Annotated in this window: 4 protein-coding genes and 1 pseudogene; 2 read left to right on the top strand and 3 right to left on the bottom strand. The window is 66.3% G+C overall.

Annotation, left to right across the window (positions count from 1 at the left end):
- A pseudogene (locus BLX41_RS35445) lies at positions 1-189 on the top strand (helix-turn-helix domain-containing protein); the annotation flags it as partial.
- On the opposite strand, the gene BLX41_RS15350 reads toward BLX41_RS35445, so the two are convergent.
- Both BLX41_RS15350 and BLX41_RS15355 read right to left on the bottom strand, forming a co-directional pair.
- A complete protein-coding gene (locus BLX41_RS15350; RefSeq protein ID WP_123725590.1) occupies positions 186-902 on the bottom strand; it encodes a TetR/AcrR family transcriptional regulator in 717 nt (238 codons plus the stop codon). The pseudogene BLX41_RS35445 and the gene BLX41_RS15350 sit on opposite strands and share 4 nt — an antisense overlap.
- A gap of 143 nt (positions 903-1,045) precedes the next feature.
- The gene (locus tag BLX41_RS15355; RefSeq protein ID WP_123725591.1) at positions 1,046-1,420 is read right to left on the bottom strand and encodes a DUF2784 domain-containing protein; all 375 of its coding nucleotides are present in this window, start codon (positions 1,418-1,420) and stop codon (positions 1,046-1,048) included.
- Between the two features lie 272 nt (positions 1,421-1,692).
- Between BLX41_RS15355 and BLX41_RS15360 the strand changes: the two genes are divergently transcribed.
- On the top strand, positions 1,693-2,682 hold the full coding sequence (locus tag BLX41_RS15360; RefSeq protein ID WP_123725688.1) for a hypothetical protein: 990 nt from the start codon (positions 1,693-1,695) through the stop codon (positions 2,680-2,682).
- Positions 2,683-2,697: 15 nt separating this feature from the next.
- Here the strand turns inward: BLX41_RS15360 and BLX41_RS15365 are convergent, their stop codons facing one another.
- The gene (locus tag BLX41_RS15365) at positions 2,698-4,479 is read right to left on the bottom strand and encodes an FAD-dependent oxidoreductase (RefSeq protein ID WP_123725592.1); all 1,782 of its coding nucleotides are present in this window, start codon (positions 4,477-4,479) and stop codon (positions 2,698-2,700) included.
- Positions 4,480-4,588: the final 109 nt, after the last annotated feature.

Consider the following 4,588-nt stretch of genomic DNA (forward strand, 5'->3'; position numbering starts at 1 on the left):
CTGAGCGCGCCGTTGCTGCTGACCCGGGTGCGCGGGCCCAGGGGCGAGCTGCGTTTTCTTTCCACTTTCACCACCTTCGGCATGCCCCAGGACATCACTGTGGCGTCATTGCGCATCGAGCACCTGATCCCCGCCGACCAGGCCACCTGGCAGGCCTTGACCCAGGCCTGCGAGGCCGATCGGTCCTAGATCGCCAGGCTACGGGCCGGCTGGCCGAGGCTGTGGGTTGCCGTCGGCAGTGCTCCGGCCAGGACCATGCGGGTCAGGGTGCTGGCGACGGCCTGGAAGTCCGCGGCAACCGCCTCATCACCGCCGTTGAGCAGGGCGATCTGCCAGCCGAGGGTGGGATAGGTCTGGGTCGCCGCACCGATGAACAGCAACAGGTGCTCCGGGTCGACGGCGGCTATCAGGCCTCGTTCGGCCCAGCTGCGCAGGCAGGCGATTTCACGGCGATGCTGTGTCTCCAGGCTTTCGCGCCAGGTGGCCGGCAGCTGTTGCGCGCCATGCAGCAGCTCACTGCAGAGAATCTTCGAGCGCAGGGGAAACCCCTGGACGATGTGCATCCTGGCTTCGATATAGGCCTGGAGGGCCGGTCCGGGATCGGCGTCCTCGTTCAGCAGCAGCGAAGCCTGGCGCAAGGGTTCCAGCAAGGGTTGCAGGACTTCGGCGTAGAGATTTTCCTTGGTGTGGAAGTAGTAATAGAGATTGGCCTTGGGCACTCCGGCGCGCAGGGCGATATCCAGGGTCTGGCAGGCACTGAAGCCCCGGGCCGCGAATTCGTTGCGGGCGGCATCGAGAATCAGCTGGCGGTGGCGTAATCGGGAGCGCCGCTCCCGGGCGGCCGGAGGCTGTCCCGGGGGCTGCGGGGTGGGGGGATCGATGCTGGGTGAGGGGCGATGCATGGGGCGTCTCGTGGTGCGGATTCGCAATATACAAAAGTATATAGCGAAATCTCTGCGTCAGGTTCGACCGTCGCTGCTTGAGGCCTGCCAGTGACGAGAGGGCAAGGCCTGCGCGGGTCGGCCGCTCCGGTAACCAGGGGGCTTCAGGTGTGGCGGGTACGGCTCCAGCGCCGTGCCAGATAGCCGTAGACCGAAAGGTTGATCAGCAGTACCAGGCTGCCCAGCCAGAGCTGGATGCCCGGCGTCAGCCCGGCAGGGTAGATCAGCGGGATCAGGTAGTGCTCGATGAACCCGGCCCCGTAGCCATCCTGGCCGGCCGCGTGGCGCAACAGGTTTTCCCAGCGGGTCAACGGGCATTCCAGGTGCAGGACTTCCACCGCCACACCCCAGGCCGCGGCGGGCAGGTGCAACAGCATCAGCCGTGGATGGCGCAGCACCAGCAGGCCTCCCAGCAGCACGAAGACGATGAATGACAGGTGAAACAGCACCAGGCTGTCGGCGGCGATGCGGTAGAGCATGAAGGTTCCTTGTAGGGGGAGGCAGGTCCGTGGCGCAGGCGCCCCGGGCAATATACCGATGCCGGAGGCGTCGTGGGGGGCATTGTGCGAGCGCCTGGCTAAACGCTCCGGGCGTCGCAGTGGCGCTACCTATACTGCAAGTAGGCCAGGCCGGACTGTCGAGCCTTGCCTGGCCTTGCCTTGCCTTGCCTTTCAGGGAGGGACTTGCCTTGTGCTCACTGGCGCTTCGTTGCCGTCGCCCCAGGTCCTGGTTGTTCAGCCTGGGGCTGGCGATGCTGCTACTGCTCCTTCCTGGCTGCGCCAGCCGTGTCGCGCAACCCGTCGCCTCGGTGCCGGTCAGTCCGGCCGTCTGGCGTCAGGTGGACGGGGAATTGCTGAACGCCTCCCGCTCCGCCACCCTGCAGGCTGAAGTCTATGCCCAGGGCTCCATGGAGCATTGGCGCACGCGGATCTATCAGCAGACCGACGAAAACTTCATTCCCTGGTTCAGTGGCTACTGGACCCAGGAATGGCTGTCGCTCAAGGTCGGCTGGTATGCCCTGAACAGCCGGGGCGATGACGCACAGGCATCCAGGCGCCTGGCCGGTTACCTGCAGGAGCAGTATCAGCAGCGGGTCCTGGCCCCGGTGGCGCTGGAGATCGATGCCGATGGCATTACCGGCGAGGCCATGGAGTTCTATGTGCAGTTGCTGCGTCAGCAGGTGCAGCTCAGCACCGCGCGTCATCAGTTGCCCGCGCCGCAGCTGGATCAGCATCTGGCGCGGATCATCGCCATCGATCTTGGGCCCCAGGCCGGGCAACGAGCTTCGCTGCAGCAACTATTGCAGGTGGAGCCGGTGGCCCGTCTGCCGGCCTATGCCCCGCTGTTGCAGCAGATTCATGCCGGGCCGGCGACCGATCAGGGGGAGGCGGCGTCGGGCGTGTCCCAGGTGGCCCAGGTCACCAGTGAGAAACTTCAGGCCCAGTTCGCCAGTCGCGGTGTGGCCGGTGCCGTGGCCGCCGCGGTGGGGCGGGTGGCCGGAGCGCTGATTTCCGTGGGGGTGGCGGGCGTACGGGCCCTGGTCCAGAACAATGAGCGCGAGGATCTGCAGGCGCAGACCCGGCGCGACCTGGGCGCGGCCTTTGATCAGGCCTGGCTCAAGCAGTTGCATGACCCTGAGCACGGGGTCATGGCCGGGGTGTATTACCTGGCGCGGCAGATCGAGGCGCAGTTGCAAGCGCCGCATCCGCCGGTGGAGCAGGGTCCCGGCTGGAGCCCATGAACCAGCGGTGTCAGCTCAGTGCCTTGCAGCGCATTCTCCGGAAGCTGCGCCCAGGGCCGGTTCGAGGATCACCTCATAGTCACTGATGCCTGCGGCATGGCGCCCGGCAATGTAGCCGAAGGTCATGGCCGGCCCCAGGTTGATGCCCCCGGACGGGTAGAAGCCGCCCATGACACTGGCCATGTCAGTGCCCGCGGCATACAGCCCCGGGATCACCGCTCCGGCCTGATCCAGTACCTGGGCCTGGGGGCTGGTCTTGAGCCCGGCAAAGGTGCCGAAACTGCCGGGCAGCACTTTGACCCCATAGAACGGCCCTTGCTGGATAGGCGCCACACAGGGGTTCGGCCCCGGGTACAGAGGGTCGCCCTGCTTGCGGTTGTAGGGCGTCGAACCGCGGCCGAACTCGGGGTCCTGGCCCTGCCGGGCATGCTGGTTGAACGCCTGTACCGTGGCGACCAGGCCTTGTGGGTCGATGCCGCAACGCCGCGCCAGCTCCTGGATGGAGTCGGCCCGTTGCAGGTAGCCGTTGCGCACCAGATGACCCACGGGCAGGGGGAAGGGACGGGCATAACCCAGCCCGTAACGACGCTGGAAGCGGTGGTCGCAGATCAGCCAGGACGCCACTTCCTCGCCGGCCGGAACCGCCTCCACCATGGCTGCGGTGTAGTCGTAGTAACCATCGGCCTCGTTGACGAAGCGTTTGCCGTTGGCCAGCACCCCGATCACCCCGGGCTTGGCCCGATCGATGATATGGGGGAAGTGGCCGAGGCTGCCGTCGGCGTGTCGCACCCGCGATACCGGGGCCCAGGCCACCGGGCTGGCCAGGTCGGTGGCGAGCACGGCACCGGCGGCCTCGCCGAGACGAATGCCGTCCCCCGAGCAGCTCAAGGGTGGCAAGGCCAGATGCTCGTCGGGGCCTGGCGCCCGGGGAAACAGCGCCTGGCGTCGAATCGGGTCATGGGCAAAACCACCGGCCGCCAGGACCACGCCACGACGGGCCCGGATCTCCCGCGGCCCCTGAGGCGTGTCGATCAGGGCGCCGTGCACCCCCTGTTCGTCCCGTAGCAGCGAACGGGCCGGCGACGACTCCAGCAGATTCACTCCCAGGTCCTGGGCTGATTTCGCCAGCCGGCCGATCAGCGCCACGCCGTTCACGAGCTGCATGGCCCGGCCATGCAGCGCCAGGTCCCGCAGATGGCGGATAAAGCGCTTGCCCACATGCAACAGCGACTTGAACGAGCGAGTCATGCTGAGAAAGGCGCCCAGGTCGGCCCCGGCCATGATCGGCATGCCCATGAACGAGGTCTCGCGCATGGTCCGGCGCAGGCGCGCCAACAAGGGGCCGATGGCCCGGGCGTCATAGGGCGCGCCGATCACCTGATGACCCTCGGTGCCGGCTCCGGGCACCTGGCCGTGGATGTCCGGAATGCCATTGCCGTCGACGAACTGCAGGGCGGTGTGCTGTTCGAAGAAGGCCACCATCTGTGGGCCGTTATCGAGAAAGGCATCGATGCGCCGGGCGTCGTAGCTTTCGCCCAGTTCATGCCTGAGGTAGGTGCGCGGCTGCTGCGGGTTCTCATGGATGCCGGCGCGACGCGCCAACGGATTGCCCGGCACCCACATCCAGCCACCGGACCAGGCACTGGCACCGCCGAAAGTGGAATCCTTTTCCACTACTATCACCTTGAGACCATGCCAGGCGGCGGTCACGGCACAGGCCAGGCCGGCAGCGCCTGAGCCGATCACCAACAGGTCACAATCCAGGGGCGGGAGGGTTGCAGGGGGAACTTCGCTCACGATGACAGGCCTTTTTGTTGTAATGATTAAAAGTGGAATTACGTTCCATATTGTTGAAAAACTATTTCACAGTGGTCGCGAGGCTGTCAAACCAGCCGCGTTTTCATGG

This window comes from Pseudomonas protegens (genome assembly GCF_003732485.1).
In the GTDB taxonomy this organism is placed as follows: Bacteria; Pseudomonadota; Gammaproteobacteria; order Pseudomonadales; family Pseudomonadaceae; genus Aquipseudomonas; species Aquipseudomonas protegens_B.